The 21,323-nt window shown below is 40.8% G+C and carries 16 protein-coding genes; 9 read left to right on the top strand and 7 right to left on the bottom strand.

Annotation, left to right across the window (positions count from 1 at the left end):
- Positions 1-6 precede the first annotated feature (6 nt).
- From accD to AACZ88_RS15395, 9 genes are all read left to right on the top strand, one after another.
- Positions 7-867 (top strand): acetyl-CoA carboxylase, carboxyltransferase subunit beta, encoded by an 861-nt coding sequence (accD, locus tag AACZ88_RS15435; protein ID WP_339712023.1) that lies wholly within the window; start codon positions 7-9, stop codon positions 865-867.
- 74 nt (positions 868-941) lie between these two features.
- Positions 942-1,211 (top strand): 30S ribosomal protein S15, encoded by a 270-nt coding sequence (rpsO, locus tag AACZ88_RS15430; RefSeq protein ID WP_339711948.1) that lies wholly within the window; start codon positions 942-944, stop codon positions 1,209-1,211.
- A 226-nt stretch (positions 1,212-1,437) separates the two neighbouring features.
- On the top strand, positions 1,438-3,666 hold the full coding sequence (locus tag AACZ88_RS15425; RefSeq protein ID WP_339711946.1) for a polyribonucleotide nucleotidyltransferase: 2,229 nt from the start codon (positions 1,438-1,440) through the stop codon (positions 3,664-3,666).
- A gap of 183 nt (positions 3,667-3,849) precedes the next feature.
- The gene (locus tag AACZ88_RS15420) at positions 3,850-4,713 is read left to right on the top strand and encodes a sigma-70 family RNA polymerase sigma factor (RefSeq protein WP_339711944.1); all 864 of its coding nucleotides are present in this window, start codon (positions 3,850-3,852) and stop codon (positions 4,711-4,713) included.
- A gap of 182 nt (positions 4,714-4,895) precedes the next feature.
- Positions 4,896-5,138 (top strand): VF530 family protein, encoded by a 243-nt coding sequence (locus tag AACZ88_RS15415; RefSeq protein WP_339711942.1) that lies wholly within the window; start codon positions 4,896-4,898, stop codon positions 5,136-5,138.
- A 2-nt stretch (positions 5,139-5,140) separates the two neighbouring features.
- Entirely contained in the window at positions 5,141-5,593 is a 453-nt protein-coding gene (locus tag AACZ88_RS15410; protein ID WP_339711940.1) for a tRNA (cytidine(34)-2'-O)-methyltransferase, read from the top strand.
- A 145-nt stretch (positions 5,594-5,738) separates the two neighbouring features.
- Positions 5,739-6,758, top strand: a complete 1,020-nt coding sequence (locus tag AACZ88_RS15405; RefSeq protein WP_339711938.1) for an adenosine deaminase — start codon at positions 5,739-5,741, stop codon at positions 6,756-6,758.
- A 99-nt stretch (positions 6,759-6,857) separates the two neighbouring features.
- Positions 6,858-7,517 (top strand): ribulose-phosphate 3-epimerase, encoded by a 660-nt coding sequence (rpe, locus tag AACZ88_RS15400; protein ID WP_339712022.1) that lies wholly within the window; start codon positions 6,858-6,860, stop codon positions 7,515-7,517.
- The gene (locus AACZ88_RS15395) at positions 7,517-8,503 is read left to right on the top strand and encodes a YpdA family putative bacillithiol disulfide reductase (protein WP_339711936.1); all 987 of its coding nucleotides are present in this window, start codon (positions 7,517-7,519) and stop codon (positions 8,501-8,503) included. The genes rpe and AACZ88_RS15395 overlap by 1 nt, the downstream gene beginning before the upstream one ends.
- On the opposite strand, the gene AACZ88_RS15390 is transcribed toward AACZ88_RS15395, so the two are convergent.
- The 7 genes from AACZ88_RS15390 to AACZ88_RS15360 form a co-directional block, all read right to left on the bottom strand.
- A complete protein-coding gene (locus AACZ88_RS15390; RefSeq protein WP_339711934.1) occupies positions 8,490-9,380 on the bottom strand; it encodes a carbohydrate kinase in 891 nt (296 codons plus the stop codon). The genes AACZ88_RS15395 and AACZ88_RS15390 overlap by 14 nt on opposite strands.
- A gap of 55 nt (positions 9,381-9,435) precedes the next feature.
- Positions 9,436-10,215 (bottom strand): HAD-IIA family hydrolase, encoded by a 780-nt coding sequence (locus tag AACZ88_RS15385; RefSeq protein ID WP_339711932.1) that lies wholly within the window; start codon positions 10,213-10,215, stop codon positions 9,436-9,438.
- A 111-nt stretch (positions 10,216-10,326) separates the two neighbouring features.
- A complete protein-coding gene (locus tag AACZ88_RS15380) occupies positions 10,327-12,072 on the bottom strand; it encodes a RagB/SusD family nutrient uptake outer membrane protein (protein ID WP_339711930.1) in 1,746 nt (581 codons plus the stop codon).
- Between the two features lie 12 nt (positions 12,073-12,084).
- Positions 12,085-15,252 carry a TonB-dependent receptor gene (locus AACZ88_RS15375; RefSeq protein ID WP_339711928.1) on the bottom strand — a complete coding sequence of 1,056 codons (3,168 nt, stop codon included), beginning with the start codon at positions 15,250-15,252 and terminating at the stop codon, positions 12,085-12,087.
- Positions 15,253-15,268: 16 nt separating this feature from the next.
- A complete protein-coding gene (locus AACZ88_RS15370) occupies positions 15,269-16,876 on the bottom strand; it encodes a glycoside hydrolase family 32 protein (RefSeq protein ID WP_339711926.1) in 1,608 nt (535 codons plus the stop codon).
- A 26-nt stretch (positions 16,877-16,902) separates the two neighbouring features.
- Positions 16,903-18,255 (bottom strand): sugar porter family MFS transporter, encoded by a 1,353-nt coding sequence (locus AACZ88_RS15365; protein WP_339711924.1) that lies wholly within the window; start codon positions 18,253-18,255, stop codon positions 16,903-16,905.
- 243 nt (positions 18,256-18,498) lie between these two features.
- Positions 18,499-21,246 carry a substrate-binding domain-containing protein gene (locus AACZ88_RS15360; protein WP_339711922.1) on the bottom strand — a complete coding sequence of 916 codons (2,748 nt, stop codon included), beginning with the start codon at positions 21,244-21,246 and terminating at the stop codon, positions 18,499-18,501.
- Between the last annotated feature and the right edge of the window lie 77 nt (positions 21,247-21,323).

Raw genomic sequence — 21,323 nt, 5'->3', positions numbered from 1 at the left:
GATAATATGTCGTCTTGGTTCAAAAGAAAGGAAAAAGGAATTCAGACTTCCACCGAACAGAAAAAAGATACGCCGAGGGGGCTTTGGTACAAATCTCCTACCGGTAAGATTGTAGAGTCGGAAGAACTCGCCAAAAACTTTTATGTTAGCCCCGAAGACGGTTATCATGTAAGAATTGGAAGCAAAGAGTATTTTGAAATTCTGTTCGATGACAACAAATTCACAGAATTGGATGCAAAATTAACATCCAAAGACCCCTTAAAGTTTGAAGACACCAAGAAATATGTCGATAGACTTAAGGCTGCACAGAAAAAAACAGGACTTAAAGATGCCGTGCGAACGGGAGTAGGCAATAGTCTAGGCAAAAGTATTGTAATCTGTTGCATGGATTTTAATTTTATCGGAGGGTCGATGGGAAGTGTCGTTGGTGAAAAAATTGCCCGGGGCATCGATTACGCCATCAAAAAGAAACTGCCCTTTTTAATGATTTCAAAATCGGGGGGAGCCCGTATGATGGAAGCTGCATTATCGCTAATGCAATTGGCCAAAACATCGGCCAAGTTAGCACAATTGGCTGAAGCTGGTCTTCCTTATATATCGTTATGTACCGATCCGACCACAGGAGGAACAACGGCATCATATGCGATGCTGGGAGATATTAACATTTCAGAGCCCGGTGCCTTAATTGGTTTTGCCGGCCCTCGAATTGTCAAAGATTTCACTGGAAAAGATTTGCCCGAAGGCTTCCAAACGGCTGAGTTCGTAAAAGAGCAAGGTTTTTTGGATTTCATTGTACATCGCGGAGAGCTTAAAAAGAAAATCAATCTTTATATTGATCTTATTCAGAACAATCCTATTAGGTCGTAAAGAAAATAATCTTATCTTTGCCGCCTGATTGAAAGACAGTCAGATACATAAAAATCATTTAAAATAATATTGGAATGTATTTAACAAAAGAAGTGAAGAGTGAAATCTTCAAAAAACATGGCGGTAAAGCCGAAAATACCGGTTCTACCGAAGGACAGATTGCATTGTTCACGCATCGTATCAATCACCTTACCGGACATCTTAAAAACAATAAGAAAGACTTTAATACTGAACGTTCATTGGTTCGTTTGGTAGGTAAACGAAGAAGTCTTTTAGATTATATGATAAAGAAAGATATTGTAAAATATCGTAAGCTTATCAAAGAATTAGGTATACGAAAGTAATTATACAAGGAGGGAGCTTTGCTCCCTCCTTTTTATATAGTGCCTGAGCCGTTTCGGCATCCACAATACGCGTACAAGCCCCTGTCACAAATTCAGGGCAACATACAAAAAGCTGCACACAGTTTTTCATTGGTCACACGACAACACAACACATGCTCCGACCAGAAAAAATGGCGGAGAGACCATTGTTTAACAATCCCGAAGCGTTCGGGATAAAATCAAATTTATGATTCCAAAAGTATTTAAAGAGGTCATTGACCTTGGCGACGGTAGGGAAATTTCTATCGAAACCGGAAAATTGGCAAAACAGGCCCATGGTTCTGTTGTTGTTCAATCAGGAAAATGTATGCTACTGTGTACAGTAGTTTCCAATTACAAACAAAGTGATGTCGATTTTCTACCATTGACGGTAGATTACCGTGAAAAATTTGCCGCTGCAGGTCGATATCCTGGTGGTTTTTTTAAAAGAGAAGCTCGCCCCAGTGATGGTGAGGTATTGACCATGCGTTTGGTGGATCGTGTTTTACGTCCACTTTTCCCAAAAGATTATCACTCTGAAACCCAGGTGATGATACAATTGATGTCGCATGACGAAGATGTGATGCCTGATGCGATGGCCGGTCTGGCTGCATCGGCTGCAATTCAGTTGTCCGATTTCCCATTTGAATGTGCCATCTCCGAAGCAAGGGTCGGCCGTGTTAATGGTGAATTTATTATCAACCCTACTAGAGCACAATTAGAAGAATCAGATATCGACATGATGATCGGTGCTTCTGCCGATTCTGTTATGATGGTAGAGGGAGAGATGGATGAGATTTCCGAAGAGGAAATGACCGAGGCCATCAAATTTGCCCACGAAGCCATTAAAGTACAATGTGCGGCACAGCTTAGATTGGCTGAGGCCTTTGGCAAAAAAGAAGTCCGTGAGTACGAAGGTGAGCGGGAAGATGAGGAATTAGCGAAAAAAGTACATGGTCTTACCTATGATAAGGTATACGCCATTGCCCAAGCTGGTTCTGCCAAGCATGAGCGAAGTGCTGCCTTTGATGCCATCAAAGAAGAAGTTATTGCAAGTTTCACTGAGGAAGAGCAAGAAGAATACGGCAGTTTGATCTCTAAGTATTTCTATAAAGCGGAAAAAGCTGCTGTTCGCGACCTTACCTTAAACGAAGGGCTGCGTTTAGATGGTCGTAAGACCGATGAGATCCGCCCAATCTGGTGTGAGGTCGATTACCTGCCTTCTACGCATGGTTCCGCTATATTTACACGTGGCGAAACCCAGGCGCTGGCTACCGTAACTCTAGGAACATCAAGGGATTCGAACCAAATCGATATGCCTTCCCACGAAGGTGAAGAACGGTTTTATTTGCATTATAACTTCCCTCCTTTCTCAACTGGGGAAGCTAGACCTATTCGTGGAACATCGCGTAGGGAAGTTGGTCACGGTAACTTGGCACAACGTGCCTTAAAAGGAATGGTCCCCGATGATTGTCCCTATACTGTTCGCGTAGTTTCAGAGGTACTGGAATCTAATGGTTCATCCTCTATGGCAACGGTTTGTTCAGGCACTATGGCCCTGATGGATGCCGGTGTTCAATTAAAGAAACCTGTTTCAGGTATCGCCATGGGATTGATTTCCGATGCCGATTCCGGAAAATATGCTGTTCTTTCCGATATCCTAGGTGATGAAGATCATTTGGGCGATATGGATTTTAAAGTAACGGGAACGGCAGACGGTATCACCGCCTGTCAAATGGACATCAAAGTAAAAGGTCTGTCTTATGAAATCTTGGTCAATGCCTTGAAGCAAGCCAGAGACGGCCGTATACACATACTTGGAAAATTGACCGACACCATTGCAGCACCAAATGCCGATGTGAAGCCGCATTCTCCAAAAATGGTAACACGAATCATACCTAATGAGTTCATCGGAGCCTTGATAGGACCTGGTGGAAAAGTAATACAAGAACTTCAGAAAGAAACAGGCACAACCATTGTAATCAATGAAGACCCTGTAACCGAAGAAGGCATTGTTGAAATTTTAGGAACCGATCAAAATGGTATCGATGCCGTATTGGCCAAAATCGATTCGTTGATGTTCAAACCTGAAGTAGGTAGCGTTTATGAGGTGAAAGTCATCAAAATGTTGGATTTCGGCGCCGTAGTCGAGTATATGGATGCCCCAGGCAATGAAGTACTGTTGCATGTATCGGAATTGGCATGGGAACGTACCGAAAATGTATCTGACGTTGTGAACATGGGTGATGTATTCGATGTGAAATACTTCGGACTCGACCCTAGAACGCGAAAAGATAAAGTGTCTCGAAAGGCATTATTGCCAAAACCTGAAGGTTATGTTGAAAGACCACCAAGGGATAACAATCGCGGAAGAGATAACCGCGGTGGCAGAGATAATCGCAGAGACAATCGCGATCGCAAACCAAGAAGAGATTAGAACTTAATCTTACAAAGATCAAATACAAAAGAGCCTCAATACTACCTATTGAGGCTCTTTTATATCCTAAAAACATCCATACCAGCGAAAAAAACAAAACTTTCGTATTTCATTTGTAACATTTCTATCTTTTTTACGTATAAGTATATGCAGCTTATGTAGCATGAATTTAATTTACCGTAAATGAGACAGTTAAAAATTACAAAACAGGTTACCAATAGGGAAACCGCTTCGTTGGATAAATACCTACAGGAAATTGGAAAAGTAGACTTAATTACAGCGGATGAAGAGGTAGAGTTGGCCCAACGAATAAAAGCAGGAGATCAAGTTGCCCTTGAAAAATTGACCAAGGCCAACCTTCGATTTGTGGTATCGGTAGCCAAACAATATCAAAACCAAGGATTAACCCTTCCTGACCTTATCAACGAAGGTAACTTGGGATTGATCAAAGCAGCCCAACGTTTTGATGAAACCCGTGGATTTAAATTTATATCGTACGCCGTTTGGTGGATTCGTCAATCTATTTTACAGGCGTTGGCGGAACAGTCAAGAATTGTACGTTTACCATTGAACAAAATTGGTTCGATCAACAAAATAAACAAAACTTTCGCTTTCTTGGAGCAGGCACATGAACGTATGCCCTCTGCTGAAGAGATTGCCAAGGAATTGGATATGACTGTTGAAGATGTCAAACAGTCTATAAAAAATTCAGGACGCCATGTATCTATGGACGCACCTTTGATCGATGGTGAAGATTCCAACCTTTATGATGTACTTCGTAGTGGCGAATCTCCTAATCCTGATAAAGACCTATTGCACGAGTCGCTACGAACTGAAATCGAAAGAGCTCTTGAGACACTGACCCCAAGAGAAGCGGATGTCATTCGTTTGTATTTCGGCTTGGCCGGACAACACTCTATGACTCTGGAAGAAATTGGTGAAACCTTTGACCTTACGCGTGAAAGAGTGCGTCAAATCAAAGAAAAAGCAATTCGAAGACTAAAACATACTTCGCGAAGCAAGATATTGAAAACCTATCTCGGCTAAACGGACTCGCAACTTATACGTTAAAGTTTCCATAAATTGGAAATGCGGCATATAAATTGTAATTTTACTGTTAACAACAGTTATCATGACTGTTCGTTTTTTGATTGATGAATAAACTCCGGCTGATTACCGGAGTTTTTTCATTTATGGTTTCAAACCAATCTAAAATGTATATTTAAATCATGGCCTCAAAAAATTCCGCACCCAAAGAACAACCCAATAATCCATTACATGGAATTAAATTAGTTGATATACTTGAACACCTCTCCCAAAAGTATAGCTGGGAAGAACTGGCAACGCAAGTAAATATCAATTGTTTTAAAAGTAACCCTTCTATAAAATCTTCCTTAAAATTCTTACGAAAAACTCCTTGGGCCCGCGAAAAAGTAGAGCAATTATATCTCAAATCACTAAGGAAAAAATAGCTATGCCATTTAATATTGTTCTTATAGCGCCCGAAATACCCAATAATACCGGTAATATTGGCAGATTGGCATTGGCAACAGGTTCTACGCTACACCTTGTTAAGCCGTTTGGTTTTGAGCTCGACGACAAGCGTTTAAAACGTGCGGGGTTGGATTATTGGCCCCATCTCTCTTTATGTATTTATGAAAATCTAGATGATTTTCTTACACAGCACAAGAACAAGAATATGGTATTTTTTTCAAGCCATGCCGAGAAAAGTCACTGGTCGATTAATTATAAAGATGGTCAATTTCTAGTCTTCGGGAAAGAATCGGTCGGGCTGCCCGCCACGCTAACGGAATCAAACCGAAACGAACTCTACAAAATTCCACTTTATAGCGAACACGTTCGCAGTTTAAATTTAGCGAATGCCGTTGGCATTGCTGTTTATGAAGGTTTGAAACATCTGGTTTAAGGCTGCCGAAAAAAATAAATACCAAAGCCCCGTCGATTGTCTCCTTTGATTTTTTTTGCGAGCGACTCTTATAGCCCATGTATATTGTCGAAAAGTGCCTAAATTGTAGCTGCATTACCATTTATAAACTCAAGGAGCATTCAAAATGAAAGACATTTCCATCGAAAAATTTATAGCGGGAATACCCAAGGCAGAACTCCATTTGCATATTGAAGGTACTTTTGAGCCCGAATTAATGTTTACGATTGCCCACAGGAATAATTTGAAGATTAGTTATTCCAGTGTTGATGCCCTTAAAAAGGCATATCGTTTTAACAACCTTCAAGAATTTTTAGATATTTATTATGCAGGCGCCAGTGTATTGATTCACGAACTGGATTTTTATGACTTGACTTGGGCCTACTTATCGAAGGTACATCTACAAAACGTAAAGCATGTAGAAATTTTTTTCGACCCTCAAACTCATACACAACGTGACATTTCTTTTGATGTGGTAATTAATGGTATTTATCGTGCTTTACTTGACGGTCAGGAAAAACTAGGTATTAGCTTTAGGTTAATTATGTGTTTTTTAAGACACCTCGATGAAGCTTCCGCTTTAAAGACCCTAGATAAAGCTCTTCCCTACAAAAAATGGATTTCGGGTGTAGGTCTCGATTCTTCCGAGGTTGGAAATCCTCCTTCCAAATTTCAAAAAGTTTTTAACAAGGCTATCGAAGAAGGTTTTTTGACCGTAGCCCATGCAGGTGAGGAAGGTCCTTCCGAATATATTTGGGAAGCCATTGATTTACTCAAGGTAATACGCATAGATCACGGCAATCGTTGTCTCGATGATGACATCTTGGTAAAGAAATTGGCCGAAGTTCAAATACCACTGACACTATGTCCGTTATCAAACCTAGAACTGAAAGTAGTTCAAGACCTCAAAGAACACCCCTTGGTAAAAATGATGGAAAAAAATTTATTGGTCACCATAAATTCAGATGACCCTGCATACTTCGGGGGTTATATGAACGAGAATTACTTAGGTATTGCCCAGGCATTGAACCTTTCCAAAAAACAAATCGCCCAACTAGCCAAGAATAGTTTCAAGGCAAGTTGGCTATCAGCATCTGAAAAGCATACAACGATTCGGCAGATCGAAACGTATCTCCAAAATAATTAGAGGTTGAACACAAAAGGCATAAAGTCTTTTACTCACACCTTGCACACTAAAAAGGGGCAATTTCCTTACTTTTGTACAAAAGACTAAGAGTAGATGAAAATCACCAAAACAAAAATTGCCCCCTCCCTCCTAGCTGCCGATTTCGGCAATCTACAACGCGATATAGAACTCGTTAACCATAGTGAGGCCGATTGGCATCATATTGATGTTATGGATGGTGTATTCGTGCCCAATATTTCATATGGAATGCCCGTGGTAAAGGCTATTGCCAAGCATGCCACCAAACCTTTGGACGTTCATTTGATGATTATTGACCCTGATCGCTATATCAAGACCTTTGCCGATCTTGGAGCGAACAATCTAACCGTTCATTATGAGGCCTGCACCCATTTGCACCGAACCTTGCAAGCGATAAAGGCCGAAGGAATGACTGCAGGCGTTGCCCTGAATCCACATACCAACATCAATGTGTTGGAAGATACGATACGCGATATCGATCTGGTATTATTGATGAGCGTGAACCCCGGATTCGGAGGTCAGTCGTTTATTGAAAACACATATAATAAGCTACGTGATTTAAAAGCCCTGATTTTACATAAAAAAACCAAGACCCTCATCGAGATAGATGGTGGAGTTACTTCAGAGAATGCCAAGGCTTTGACCGATGCCGGGGCAGACGTTCTGGTGGCCGGTAGTTTTGTTTTTAAGAGTGAAAATCCGACCCAAACCATTCACGAACTAAAGGAAATTACTGAATAATGACGCATTTTGATCTTGTTATCATCGGAGGAGGCCCTATTGGTATTGCTTGTGGTCTGGAAGCCAAAAAGAAAGGCTTGAATTATCTTATTATCGAAAAAGGGCCAATTGTAAACTCTTTGTTCAACTACCCGTCGAATATGCAATTCTTCTCTTCCTCGGAACGATTGGAAATTGATGAAATTCCTTTTATCAGTAAAGAAGCCAAGCCCAAACGCAACGAGGCACTTGAATATTACCGAAGAATCGTAACCAGCAACCAATTGAATATTCAGTTGTTCGAAAAAGTGGAAAGCGTAAAAAAATCGGAGGCTCTTTTCGAAATCAACACAAGTAAAGGTAGTTATACAACTTTAAATGTGGTTGTCGCTACTGGTTTTTACGATTTACCCAATACACTCGGTATTCCTGGGGAAAACCTGCCCAAAGTTGCCCATTATTACAAGGATCCACATTTTTATGCAAGCCAGAAATTAGCCGTGGTCGGTGCCAGCAATTCGGCCATAGATGCCGCATTGGAGTGCTGGCGCAAAGGATCCGAGGTCACCTTGATCATTCGCGGTGCGGAGGTCGGGCAACGCGTTAAATATTGGGTACGCCCTGATATTATCAACCGTATTGAAGAAGGAAGCATCAAAGCCTACTATCACTCCACCTTAAAGGAAATCAAAGAAAATGAGATTACCATAGACACCCCCGAGGGTGTCGTGAACCTAGAAAATGATTTTGTGTTGGCCCTTACAGGGTACAAACCGAATTTTGAATTTCTAGAAAAACTGGGTATTGAACTCTCCAATGATGCAAAACGACTTCCCAATTATAATCCGGAAACCATGGAAACCAATATTTCAGGGCTTTACTTGGCAGGGGTCATTTGCGGGGGTATGGAAACCCATAAATGGTTTATCGAAAATTCGAGAATACATGCTAAAGTGATTGTAGCAGATATCTTGACCAAAAAATTAGTTGAAGCTAAGGATTCATAAATTTTGTAATATCCTCGGATGCCAATACAGGGTTCGCCCCTTCACTTCCAGCTACTAAAGCACCTACGGCACAACCATAGTCTATAGCCTTCTGAGGGTCTTCTCCCGTGAAGAGTTTATAGATAACCGATGCCAAAAAAGAATCTCCCGAACCCACGGTATCTACTACTTTAATGCGATATCCGCTATTGTAAAAAAATTTCTTGTTCTTATATAAAACAGCACCGAAAGCCCCTTTGGTAACGCATAGCGTTTTGGTCTGTGTCTCTTGTGCAATAAAGGCGATGTTCTGTTCCATGTTATTGTAATTAGACCCTAAATAACCAGCTATCTCGTACAATTCGTCATCATTGAGTTTTATAAAATCAGCTGCTTCCATCAATTCTAAAAGTACTTCTTTCGTATAATGCGGAGCTCTCAAATTCGCATCAAATACTTTATAAGGGGCCCATTTTAAAAGCGCATTTAAAGTTGCCCTTGAAACTTTATCCCTACACACCAAACTTCCGTATACCAAAACGTCCGAGGCCTCAACTACGCCTCTCATGGACTCTTGTAGTCCTATTTTATCCCAAGCTACGGGATAGGCAATATCATACGAAGCCACCCCCTTATCATTGAGCACCACATTCACAACACCAGTGGCATACTCCGTTTGAATATGGATTCCTTCAGTATCTACGCCAGAGTTTCTCAAATAATTGATAATTTTAATGCCATTCTGATCTTCGCCCACACTACTTAACATAGCAGCATCCGCTCCTAAAGATTGTAGTCTTACGCAAACATTCAACGGAGCACCGCCGATTTTTGCATGCGTAGGAAAGACATCGAATAACACTTCTCCAAAACAAACTGCTTTTATTTTGTTTTTCATTTATCTATTTTTTTTGGGTATGAGAATCAGCTTTCTTCGAACCCTTTTTAAATTTCTATTGTAATTCGAGTGCTTGTTTTAAATTTAATGTAGCCACAGAATCTATAACCATATCTGGTTTAAAAGGATAATCGTCCAACACGCCTTTTTTAGATACACCCGAAAGTGTCAAAATAGTTGTGTACCCTAATTGAACACCCCCCAAGATATCGGTATCCATGGTGTCACCAATAATAATGGTCTCTCGGGCTTCCAAACCTAATGATTTACGAGCAGCACGCATCATTACCGGACTCGGTTTTCCAACGGAGAAGGCCTTTTTACCGGTTGCCTCCTCAATCATTGATACTATAGCTTTTATACCCAGATTAGACCACCCTTTTTTCTTGGGAGAAGGGTCTAAATTTGTCGCTATAAGTTTTGAACCGGAAAGAATCATTTCGACCGCATTACTTACCATTTCCAAAGTAAAATTTCTTCCCTCACCCACAACAACAAAATCGGGGTTCTGATTTACCAAGGTATATCCCTGTTGATGCAGACTGGTAATGAGTCCGCCTTCGCCCAGTACATAAGCCGTTCCCTTCGGGTTCATAAAAGACAGGAACCAAGCCGTGGCCATGGCACTGGTATAAACATTCTCTTCGGTAATATTTATACCCATTCTACTCACCTTGTTGACAGTATCTAAGGGTGTACGTTGGCTATTATTAGTCATAAACAGAAAAGGTATGTTTTCTTTTTGCAGTGTAGCGATAAATTTATCGGCCCCTTCAATCATGGTTTCACCACTATAGATAACCCCATCCATATCGATTAAGAATCCTTTTTTCATTTATTTAAATTTTCATTGAATTTACTAAAAAAGCACGGGTAACCATTCCGTGCTTCCAAAAAACCAACTCTAAGTAACACTCAGATCAAGACCAATCTTAAAAAGGGGGAACTAATACTTAGGGTTTTGTTTATAAACCCCGCCAGTAAAATCGATTTCTCGCTGAGGTATGGGATAGTATTCATCCCTACCAGCAGTAAACAATGCATTTGACAAGAAGTCTCGTTTCGTGCTTTCTTCCGTTAAATAAGCATTCAATACCTCAGCAGCTTCTCCCCATCTTACCAAATCGAACCAACGATGGCCCTCCATGGCGAATTCTAATCTTCTTTCAAACTTTAGGGCTTTCCAAGCAAATTCCTTATCAGGAAAAGATGAATAAGTGCCAATACTATAAATATCGGTAGCCCCGGCATCAATAGGTCGCTGCACGCTTGCCGCCGCACGAGTTCTTATCTGGTTGATTATGGGCAAAGCCTCATCCCATCGATTCAATTGAATCAGGGCCTCGGCTTTAAACAGCAATACATCCGCATAACGAATAAAATCCATGTTTTTAGAAGTTCCAACAAATGGTCCTTCTTTCACATAACAGGAGCAATCAGGTGCCTGCTGTTCTTTCATGTTTCCAAAATAACCATATACTCCGGGGTCTCTCGCCCAACTGAAGTTATACACCATGTCACCGGCCTCATTTACCATATTTCGATACTTGAAAGGTCTTCCAGGAATTCCGATGGTATGATCTAATCGGGGATCAACGGTCAATCCTGCATCGGGAGGCGTTTCTCCATCTGCATTTACAGTTGTGAATATGTCAACATCATTAAAAGTATCCATTAGGGGCAATCCGTCGGCATCGGTCTTAAAGGCATTTACCATATTCTGACTTGCCAAATGAAAACCACAACAGCCATATAGACCCGTACCGTGCGGGGAGTTCAATCCTGTAACAAAACTTACCCTACCCACTGTAGTACCATCATTAATCGAAAATTGGGCAGCCCAGATAGACTCCGGTCCATTATCGAAACCGTCTAGATAATTATTTCCAAAATCAGGCTCTAAACTAGCTGTCACCTCATCGGCTAAATCGATAACCTCTTGTAACCGCCCAGAATTGATGGCGGTGACCTGATGATCGTCATTCTGCTCATACGCCTGATATAACCGTAATTTTGCCAAGTAAGCCGTAGCTGCATTTTTATCGGCTCTTCCCACCTGATCTTGCGATTGGGGCAAGTTATTGTACGCAAAAAGAAAGTCTTCCGCTATCATATTCCATAAGGCGTCATTGTCTATATCATTACTGACCTCAGCCGCTTCTTCTTGAGTCAGTTCTTCTGTGATATAAGGAATTTTCTTAAATAACAACTTCAATATAAAATGTGAATGTGCACGTAAAAAACGTAATTCTGCCTGCCTTAAGGTCTTGTCGGCATACTCTCCATCTGGAATTTCATTGATTACGGACAAAGCAAAGTTTGCTCTTGAAATCGCCTTATAATAGTTTGTCCATGTTCGCGGTCCGAACCAATCTAGGGGGTCATCGGCCACAGTCAAATTGTACTGCTCATATCGGTCAACGATATCTACGTCGCCTCTACCCCCACCACCTTTGTAGGCATCGTCAGAACGCACACTACCAAAAGCCCACATATGGGTTAATGGCCCAACCATATCATCATTTGTTATACCTGCATAAGCAGCTACAACCAATGACTCGGCATTTTCTGCAGTAGCCACATTCTCGTTTGACAGCACTCCTTCGGGCTCGTACTCGAGAAAGTCCTCACCACAGGAAACTAGAAGAAATGACGCTATCATTCCTAGTATATATATTTTATTGCTTTTCATGATTTTCATTTTTTAAAAGTTCAAGTTAAGTCCTATAGAATAGACCGTTGGCACAGGTATTCCATCAATACTGGTTCGTTCGGGGTCTGCACCAATGTAATCCTTGGGGGTCATCCAAAATAGATTCTCTCCCTGTAGATAAATTCTAAAACCTGTAAGTGCTCCCCACTTTTCAAGTAACTCTCCTGGGAGTGAATACCCCAATTGTAAGTTTCGCAACTTAAAATAATTGTTCTTCCTATAGTGGTAATCGGTATTATTAGGTAGGTTGTTCACCAATGTCAATGATGGAACATCGGTATTCGTATTGTTGGGAGTCCAAGAATTCAAAACTCCTAAACCGGCATTTTCCCTGCCTTGAACGAAGTTATTATAGTTTATATACGGATCAAGCCCTATTCTCCCGGCCACCCCTGACCCAAAAGCTGAGAAATCGAAGCTTTTGTAAGATAGATCTATACGGATACCGTACTCCAAATCAGGCAAGGTTGTGCCCAAGAAATCTCTATCGGACCCATCAATGACTCCATTGTTATCACGATCGACAATTCGTATCCCTCCGGGTCGTGCATTACCTGTTTGAATGCCGCCTGTTGGATGACTGTCAACTTCTGCTTGGCTTTGAAAAAGCCCATCTGTTCGGTAGCCAAAAATGGAGAATTGAGATCGGCCAATTATTGAATTCTCCAATGTTCCGGGAAACGAGGAAACCACTTCGTCTGGCAATGCCGTTATCTCATCTTTAAACGAACCGAAATTCGTTGATACCCCTATGGAAAATCCATTCTCAAAAGTTTTGGAGTACCCCAGGGCCAGCTCCCATCCTTTCGTTTCGGTCGTAGCACCGTTCAATGTTCTTAATTGTCCCTCCCCAATAACCGAGGCTATAGGTGGAATGGTCAGGATATCACTTGTTTCACGTGTGAAGTAATCGAAAGAACCGGCAATCTGATCATTAAAAAGGCTAAAATCTACACCTAGGTTTATCTCTTTTGTGGTCTCCCATTTCAACTCCGGATTCGCTGCCTGTATGGAAACAAATCCTGATGGGAGATTTCCAGTATCCCCACCGTTAAGATCATAAGCGGTACCTACATTATAAAATGTGTTAAAAAAGAAATCGTCTCCCGTAGCTTCCAATTGATTTTGTCCATATCTGGATTCAAACAACCCGAAACGGGCAACATCCCCTATGGACTGGTTGCCAACTTCTCCATAACCCGCCCTTAACTTAAAGTCGGTGACGACTTCATTTTCAGGCCAAAATTCTTCATTGCTCACTCTCCAACCAAGTGTACCCGCTGGAAATAGACCATATCTATTATCGGCACCGAATCTTGAAGAACCATCCCTTCGAAGTGTAAAAGAAGCTAAGTATCGATCTGAGAATGCATAATTAATTTTTCCGAACTGCGATAAAAGACGGCTTCCTGTGGATGAACCGGAATTTGTTCTTGCCCCAGTTGCTGCATCTAATTGAAAGAAGGACTCCGTTTCAACCGCAAAACCATCAGCCTGGGCCGCCACACTTGCAAAATCGTCTTTTATAGATTCCGCACCTACTAGAACACCGATTCTATGTTCACCAAGTTCAACATTATAATTTAGCGTATTGGTAAATACCACACTGGTAAATTTGTTGGTGTCTTCAATTAGTCTGTTGTTTCCCCGCGTAATAAAACCATTGTTAACTTTAGGTTCTATATCCCTTCTTTTAAAATCTCCGTAGTCGAGCCCCACACTACTCCTAAAGGTCAAGTTGTCACTGATGTCGAACTCCCCATACACATTTCCAAAAATCGTTGTACGGCCCGTATTATCCCATCGGTTCAAATACTGCATTAAAACTGGATTGTTACGGTCGGAGTATCCAGCACCAAGGGGACCTGCAAACTCACCATTGGTATCATAAACGGGCAACGTCGGCGCCAAGGTAACGGCTAAACTGGGTACAAAGGCACTCCCCACATCGCGGGAAGCGAATCGTTCATCGGATGTAGAAATTTGCGTATTGATCCCGAACCTTACCCTATTGTCAAATAAATTAAAGTTGGAATTCAATTTGGCGGTAAATCTCTCATACTCCGTATTCTTTAATATTCCCGTATTTTTGAGATGACCTATGTTAATCAGGTGAAAGGAATTATCCGTTCCTCCAGAAACTGTGAGTTCGTTGTTGTAAACATAACCTGCTTGATACGTTTCATCTTGCCAATCAGTATCGCCGGCAGGCACAGTCGAATCACCTCCGACAAATGGCTGAACGGTTACACTATTAAGTACCGGATTGGTAAAATCATTGTTCCAATCAAAATTATAGATTTCACCATAGCCACCATTCGGGTCGGCACCATCGTTTACCGAAGCACGCCACAAAGCCTCGCCCCGCTGTACGGAATTCAACATATCATAGCGCTGTTGTCTTTCCGACAAAACCGAGAGGTTGGAGTTAATACTTACCTGAAATTTCTCGCCGCCTGCAGCTTTTGCCCTATTTTTAGTAGTAACGATAATAACCCCATTACCTGCACGGGCCCCATACAACGATGATGCCGAAGCATCTTTTAATACCTGAACCGATTCAATTACGCTAGGGTTGATACTTTGAAAAACCTCAGGCCGTACTGTTGGCACCCCATCGATGACAAACAAGGGATTATTATCCCCTAAAGTCGTGGCACCCCTAATAAGTATACTTGCCGAACCCGAGGGATTACCCGATTTTTCGATAAAAAGTCCGGGAACCCTTCCTTGTAACGCTTGAACAGGGCTACCCGAGCTCATACTCTGACCTTCAACTGGACCCATTTCAACTACTGTTATCGCTCCTGTCAAATCTACTTTACGCTCGGTAACATATCCTGTCAATACTACTTCTTCCAGTTGTTGGGCATCGGCGGCTAAGGCTACATCGATTTTAGATTGCCCATTTACCGGAATTTCTACTGTCGTAAAGCCAACGTAGCTAAAGACCAGTACCGCATCGTCAGGAACATCCTCTAAGGTATAGATACCATCAAAATCAGTGATAGTACCTGTGGTTGTGCCTACCACTATAACCGATGCACCGGGCAAAGGCATGCCATCATCGGCAGAGGTAACTGTGCCTTTTACCTCTTCTTGTGCCATTAGGCCAAAAGGAGCAAGGATCAAAAAATAAAATAAGAGTTTCCATTTCATAATAGTTGAGTTTTAATTAAAAGTTTAATTCATGTATTTCAAAGTAATCGAGTATAAATCCGTCGTCTTTCGATTCGATCGAGAGTGTGTCAAATGGTGCATTTGGAAAAAATATTTCAGTCATCACTGTCTGTCCATCATCAAAAAACAACTCTATCGATGTTTTGTCCAATAGTATGGTTCCCCTGAGTCCAGGACTATTTGAAGTTCTGGGGGCCTTAGTTGTTTTGTTTGCAAATTTTTCAGAGAAATCAGTTTTTCCTGCTTTAGTACGGTCAATGAAGAAATCCTCTTCCGTGGGGTCATAACCAAACACCAATTCGTTACCTACACTGTTCGAAAGCGTAAACTTGAAACCGACATTTTCAACATTAGCTATCGCAAAGTTTATTTCCGATTTTGTCAAATCAAGTGTTTTCGAATCGGTCAATTTCACTTCTCCATTGACCGAAATAGTCTCCTTCTTATATTTTTTAGCGCGATACTGATCGAGTTCGTTCACAGGTAAGGACGTTAGCACATAACCGTCGGTGTTCTTTTGCAGTTTTAGTTCTCGTGCAATGGTCATGGCACTACGCCATGTTTCTGTAGGAACATCTTGCGCATAGTCCCAATTTGACATCCAACCCATAAAAAGTTTTCCCCCATCTGCGGTGGTTACGTTCGACCAGGTCACACCAGCGTAATTGTCACGCCCAAAATCGACCCAAAAATCATGACTTTTATTTATCGCTTTTTCAAAAGCGGGGTCCATTGTAAATTGTTTTCCATCAAAATCGCCAATAAAATATTGTGTGGCGCTTCCCCCATTCGGACCACCAGGATTGATACTCACCAAATGCACCCATTTTACTTCATCGGAACCATCGACCGGCAGTGGAAAGAGATCGGGACATTCCCATACCCCGTCATGGTTACCTACACCTTTGCCAAATTCGGAGAGCAACTGCCAGTCCTTAAGATCGGAAGAGGCATAAAACAACGTTTTTTGACCTGCGGCCAATACCATCACCCATTGTTCCCGAAGATCGTCCCATATAACCTTAGGATCTCTAAAATCTCTATCTCCTTGGTTTTCAATAACCGGATTTCCCTTATATTTTGTCCAAGTGAGTCCTTCATCCAACGAATAAGCTATGCTCTGGCTTTCGACATCGGTCTTATTTTCTTTCGCCTTTTTTGGGTCATGACTGGTGAACATGGCTACAATGGGTATGGAACCGTCTTTTCCGAAACCAGAAGAATTGTTGTGATCGACTACGGCGCTACCCGAAAAAATATAGCCTAATTCGTCGGGGTAAAGAGCAATAGGTTGCTCTTTCCAACTGATCATATCGGTACTAATCGCGTGCCCCCAATGCATCGGCCCCCATTTGTTCCCTTCCGGGTAGTATTGGAAATAAAGATGATAATACTCATTGTAAAAGAACATACCATTGGGGTCGTTCATCCAATTCTTTTCCGGAGTGAAGTGGAAATTTGGCCTGTACATCTCTTCGTCAGCATTCACGATAACATTCTCATTTTCAACATCGGAATTTGTTTTTTCCTTTGCCTCTTTACATGAAGTTGCAAAAGCCACAACTATTAAAGCCATTAATAATTTTTGTACCCTGTTTTTCATTTTGCTGATTTAAAAATTCTAGTAATTTATTTCTTGACATCGATAATCTTACTGTTCAAATCTTTCCTTTTAGTCAACATTTTACTCAGTTGCTCCAAGGATATTCCTTTGGTCTCTGGCATGATGAAAAAGACGAACAATAACTGCAGCACCATCATAAAGGTGAAAAAAGAGAATACTACACCAGGACCAATGGTCGTAAACAATATGGGTATTAATGAAGGAACGATTGCGGCCAAGATCCAGTGAACGGAACTCCCGAACGACTGCCCAGAACCCCTTAAGTGGTTCGGAAAAATCTCGGATATGAATACCCAAATGACCGTACCTTGCCCCACAGCATGTGATGCTATAAAAAGGAACAGGAAAATTGGCACCGCCATACCTTCCCATCCAAAGAAAAAAGCGCAAGCCACCAAGGAAAGAGAAACGATATAGCCCACCGAACCTATATACATCAGTTGCTTTCGACCTAATCGATCTATCAGATAAATACCTAAAAGTGTAAAGGCCATGTTGGTCGCGCCAATACCGATACTGCTGAGTAATGCAGTGCTCTCGCCTAGACCTGCTTCTTCCAAAATGCGCGGGGCGTAGTAAAGAAATGCATTTATGCCCGAGAGTTGGTTAAAAAAAGCGATTAAAAAAGCCAGTAGTAAAGGGAACCGATACTTCTTTATAAAAATATTCTCGCCCGAAACCGTGTTTTCATTTTCAGTCTTCATTTCCAACATCAATTTTTCGACATCTTGATCAGGGTTGATTAGGCCAAGCACAGTTTTGGCCTCATCATTTCTGAGCTTGGTAAGCAACCATCTTGGACTTTTAGGAATGGTAAGGGCGAATATGGTATAAATGGCTGCAGGAATGGCCTCGACCCCAACCATCCACCGCCAGGCATTCTCTCCGATACCATTCAATAGATAATTTGAGAAAAAAGCTAGCAAGATTCCGAAGACTATATTGAATTGGTATAGGCCTACCAATTTACCCCTGTCTTTGGCAGGTGCTATTTCAGATATGTAAGCAGGGGCGGCAATAGTTGATGCCCCAACACCAAGCCCCCCAATAAATCTAAAAACTGCAAAGGTAATCGGGTCATTTGCCATTGCGGAACCTAGGGCAGAAACAGTATACAATACACCAATCCATATTAAGGTTTTTTTTCGGCCAATTCTATTGGTCGGTATACCGCCAAGTAGTGCACCGACTACTGTACCCCACAAGGCCATCGCCATTACTATAGTGCCATGAAATACGTCAGATGAATTCCATAATAACTGTAGTTTTTTATCAGCTCCCGATATGACTACGGTATCAAAACCGAAAAGAAAACCCGCTAACGCCGCCGTAATAGACCAAACCCATATTTTTTTCATAATCCTCAATTATTGGATAACACAGCTAAAGTATTCTTATAAATCAATAGCTAATTTTACTGATGTTGCAATCTCTTATGGTTTTGTTAAGAAATCTTAAATAAAACTCATTTAACTGTTTTTCAGTGATTTATGATATTTATTTAACAATTAGATTGCCTTGTGGTTACACTGAGGTTACATGAAGTTTAAAATTGATACATGTGTAGAAAGTAAAATAGAAAACGGAAAGAAAAATTTGGCTTATATGCTTTTCCTATAAGTGACGGGAGAAGTACCAAACCTGTTTTTAAAGGAAGTGGAGAAATAGTTAGGTGAAGAAAAACCGTTGGCGTATGCTATCTCCGAAATACTCAACGATGTATTTTCAAGCATTGCCTTAGCTTTCTCCAATCGAAAGTTGCTTATATAGTCACTCACACTAATACCCATTATTGCCTTTACTTTACGGTAGAGCTGTACACGTGAAATGTTCAGGTTTTCAGCAAGATTTTCTACTGAAAAATCATCATTGTTCAAATTCTCTTTGACTAGTTCGTTCAGTTTATTAACAAACTGCTGTTCTAGATTTCCGAAAGCATCGGTCTGCTCAATTTTATAAATGTTGTTTGTATAATAGAACCGTAACTTTTCCCTATTGTACAGTAATGATTTAAGCGACTGATTCAATATGGAAAAACTAAAAGGTTTGGTCAAATACAAATCGGCTCCGGATTGCAGCCCCTTTAAATAAGATTCCTTGTTCTCCAAAGCGGTTAGAATAACCACGGGAATGTGGGAAGTTCGTAAATCTTTCTTTAACAGTTCACAGATTTCAAATCCGCTTTTATCTGGCAGGTTGACATCACAAAGAATAAGATCCGGAATTGCATCAAAAGCACATTCCATAGCATCTGTACCGTCTGACAATAGAATTTCATATTCTGATTGTAGCTTACTTCTTAGAAAGAACGATAAATCTTTATTGTCTTCAATTATTAAGATTGAAAATCTATCGGCATCGGAATTTGTTTTTTCAATAAAGAAAGGCTTTTCAAGAACTATTTCGGAGGACAAATCAATCAATTGGGCGTCAACCAATTCAGGTTCATCAATAACTTGATCTTCATTGAAATGGGTTTTACCTTTAAACAGTTTTATGGTAAATTCCGTTCCCTTAAATGACGATACCTTTATTTCTCCCAAGTGCAACTCTACAAACTGCTTGCTCAAATGCAGACCTATTCCTGAACTGTTCTTTCTATTGTTCGATCCCTTAAAAAAGGGTTCAAAAACGCTGTCGATTTCTTTGGCGGGAATACCTATTCCATTATCCTTAATTTGTATTTCGGCACCATTTCCTTCCAAATTATCAGCAATATATATTTCAATTTTACCATTATCAGGAGTGAATTTAAATGCATTGGACAAAAGGTTGAAATACACCTTATCCATTAAGTTTCGGTCAATAAATAATTCTAACTGCTCGTTGTTGGCATGTACCTTAAAATCAATATTTCTTTTTTTTGCCTCTCTTGCGAAATCGTTATAAATATTTTTTGAAAAGCTGTACATATTTGTTTTCGAAGCGCGAATATTAAAATTCTTATCTTCCACCCTTCTAAAATCGAGCAAATTATTGATCAATCGAAGTAAACGGTTGCTGTTATTGTGAATCAGTTCGATCTCGTTCATCATTTTGGACCCGCTTTCTCGGGTATTATCTCCCATCGACTCCACAGAGCTCATAATTAGTGTAAGTGGGGTTTTGAATTCGTGGGAAAGTCCTGTAAAGAAATTAAGTTTTGCTTCGTTGCTCTCTTTGACTTCGACGGCTATCTTTTCAATCTGGTTGCGCTGTACTGTAATTTTTTTATTTGTCAATTCTAGTTGTCTATTCTTTTTCTGAATCGCAAAAATGGAATACACGCTATAAATGGCAAGACTTAAGATAATCGCCAAAAGTGCCATAGTAACTTTAAGGAGGTTGCTTTGTGAATAGTACAATTCTTGTTGTTCTCGAATAGCCGCTAACTGTGCCTCAATTTCAATGCGTTGTTCGTTGATTTTATCGAATTGATTTTTCATTATATCGGCGTTCACTTCATTAATGACCGTTGTAGATAGGATATTGTTCTTCGATACCGGTTCATTATTTAAAATTCGCAAAGCAAATTTTATTGCCTCATCGCCTCCCGTAGGATACAATACAGTTGCTTTCAAAATACCGTCTTCAACCATTTGAATACCCCCATCAAGACCGTTGAGACCATCTACACCGACAAAAGCTATTGTGTTTTCGAGTCCAAGTTCACGAGCCACTTCCCATGCTCCAGCTGCCATTCTATCATTGTGGGCAAAAACATAATCAGTGCGACCCCCATTTTTTAAAAATGTTCTGAACTTTTCCAAGATGGACTCTTTCTCCCAATCCCCTTCAATACGTTCAACGATAGAAACATTTTTGTACTGCCCTATTACCTGATTAAATCCAATAGTCCGTTCTTCTGCCGGAGAGGATCCCAGCATTCCCTGTATCTCAACTATTCTTAAACGCTCTTGGGTATTTGAGGCAATAATTTCTTTAGCAGCATTTCTCCCCACCTCGATATTATCAGCCCCCAAATAAGCAGTATAATTTTCATTCTCTGTTTTTCGATCCACAACCAATACCGGAATACCCGCATCCAGCGCTTTTCGAACCACGGGTGTAATGGGCTTTGATTGAATGGGCGAGATAATCAATATATCGACACTATCGGCTATAAATGCATCAATCTGATCGATTTGCTTTTGCACCTCATAATTGGCATCTCGAATAGTTAACATAATATTCGGATTTAAAGATGCCTGTAGCTGCATTGAATTGTTCATTGAACGTCGCCAATCATCTTTAGCCATTGCCTGGGAAAAGCCGATACGTATCCGATCTTCATTACTTCCCTCTTTACAGGAAAATAAGAAGCAGAACATAATAAAGGTGGTGAAAAATAGTCTCAGGTTACTTTTCATTTATGGAAAATACTTTACGTAAACTTAATGAAAATCAATCAAAACCCTATCGTGCAAACAAAAAATGGAACAGCCGC

The sequence above is a fragment of the uncultured Kriegella sp. genome (assembly GCF_963975415.1).
Taxonomy (GTDB): Bacteria; Bacteroidota; Bacteroidia; order Flavobacteriales; family Flavobacteriaceae; genus Kriegella.
This window is presented reverse-complemented; position numbering and strand designations above follow the sequence as displayed.